The sequence below is a fragment of the Candidatus Cloacimonadota bacterium genome, assembly GCA_012516855.1.
GTDB lineage: Bacteria > Cloacimonadota > Cloacimonadia > Cloacimonadales > Cloacimonadaceae > Syntrophosphaera.
Window position 1 is genome coordinate 1 of sequence record JAAYWB010000031.1, and the last position, 1,507, is coordinate 1,507.

Here is a 1,507-nt window from a genome sequence, read left to right on the forward strand (position 1 = left end):
ACCCGGGTTTTACGGGATAACGACAGCTTCACAGCGCTTAGGAAAATTCATCACATCTTACCTTCCCCGCTTTTGGTCACTAATGTCAACGATGTATTTGTGCTGAGCGTGGGATACGATTTTGACAACCCCCTCAGCGGTTGCGACGACTCTGAACCGGATATCTTTGGTGTAATTGGATGACCCGCAGATTCATCCTGCCCTTGCTCCTCCTGCTCTCTCTGGCAACGCTGTGGGGACAGAGCGAGACACCGTTAAACATTACCGATCTCGCTTCCGCACAGGATACGCTCTCATTGGCTCCGGCGAAACTGGACTCCCTTTTTTACGCCGCGGACAGCGTGGCTTACAATTATTCCGCAGAACAGATACGCCTCTTTGGCAGTTCCAGCGTGCGTTATCATAACTTCGATATCAGCAGCGACTCCCTTATGCTCGATCTGAAGACGGAGAAAGCTTACAGCTATGGCAACACGGTGATGAAGGACGGAGACCAGATCTTGCTGGGAACTACTGTCGCCTACGATATCGACAGCCAGACCGGACTGCTTTCCAGAGGCGTCAGCAGGCTGGAAAACGGCTATTATTCAGGCCAGGAGATACGCAAGACGGGTGATGACATCTACGATGTGGACAATGGCAGTTACACCACCTGCGATCACGCCGAACCGGACTTCTGGTTTTCCAGCAAGCAACTGCGCATTTACCGGGGCGACAAGATAGTAGGCAAGCCCGTGATCGCCTATGTAAACCACTTTCCCGTGTTCTACTTTCCCTTTATGACACTCTCGATCAAGCGCGGCCGCAGAGCTGGCTTCCTGGTGCCTGAACCGGGATACAACTATGTGGATGGCAAAACCCTGCGCAATATAGCATGGTACTATCCGTATAAAAGCTATGCCGATATAATCCTCAGCCTGGACCTGATGGAAAAGACCGGTTGGGAAACCCGGCTGACGACTGACTATATCAAGCGCTACCTCTACTCCGGTTCTCTGGATGCTTCCTACCGAAAAAACATCGGCCAGTACGAGACCAATTATGACTGGTCTTTGCGTGCCAGGCATCACCATGAACTGGGTGAGAAATCCACTTTCGACGTCAATCTGGACTTCGTGAGCAGCAAACGCATCTGGGAAGACAGCTACAATCTGGACGAAAGCCTGGCCCAGAAGGTCACTTCGACCGTTTCCTACCGCAAGCCCCTGCTCAGTTCCTATCTGAATGTGGGCGCCACCTACACCGAAGACCTGATCAACGACCGGATTTCGGTTTCTCTGCCCGCGGTCAGTTTTTCCGCGCCAACCCGCCCTGTGTATGAGCTGTTGTACAATCCCACACGCAGCCCCAACGCCTGGTGGAGCAACCTGAGTTACAGTTACAGCTTCCGCATGGATCACACCGGAACGAGCAGGAATCCCGACCGTGGCTGGGCTGATATTTTCTGGAACAATGAGATAGACCCCGCCGACACCACCAACACAAACTACCTCACTCAGCATTTCGC

General features: G+C 52.8%; 1 protein-coding gene. It reads left to right on the forward strand.

Translation table 11 applies throughout. The features are described 5' to 3' along the window. Nucleotides 1-179: 179 nt before the first annotated feature. On the forward strand, nucleotides 180-1,507 hold a 1,328-nt coding region (locus tag GX466_02810; protein ID NLH93137.1), incomplete at its 3' end, for an LPS-assembly protein LptD.